The sequence below is a fragment of the Streptomyces sp. SP18BB07 genome (genome assembly GCF_036322545.1).
GTDB lineage: Bacteria > Actinomycetota > Actinomycetes > Streptomycetales > Streptomycetaceae > Streptomyces > Streptomyces deccanensis.
Map to the genome: position 1 here is coordinate 1 of NZ_JAQYWT010000162.1, position 418 is coordinate 418.

A 418-nucleotide genomic window follows, 5' to 3' on the forward strand; every position below is an offset into this window, starting at 1 on the left:
AGGCTCTGGAAGCTGACATCCGGACCTGGGTCAAGCACTGGAACGAAGACCCCAAGCCGTTCATCTGGACCAAGACCGCCGAAGAAATCCTCGACTCCCTCGCCCGCCTCTGCCGACGGATCTCCGGCGCAGGACACTAGTATGCCGGAGGAAGCCAGGTCCGAGTTCTGGAAGGGGCTGAAGCCGATCCAGAACTCGTTCAAGCCGGACGCGCTGCCGGAGGTGTACCTGTCCCAGGTGGCCACCGACGAAGACCGCTACTACGCGCCGCTGAGCGAGACCGTCGGATCACGACCCCTGTGGATCAACGTCAAGGACAACTCCTGGGCCGACATCCTGCGCGCCAAGGAGGCCGGACTCGTCAACCGGCACTACCACCCGCACGAGGTGTTCGCCTACACGATCTCCGGCAAGTGGG

Annotated in this window: 1 pseudogene; it reads left to right on the top strand. The window is 63.6% G+C overall.

From position 1 onward, the window contains the following. Nucleotides 1-141: 141 nt before the first annotated feature. Nucleotides 142-418 (top strand): annotated as a pseudogene (locus tag PUR53_RS01290) (2,4-dihydroxyacetophenone dioxygenase); the annotation flags it as partial.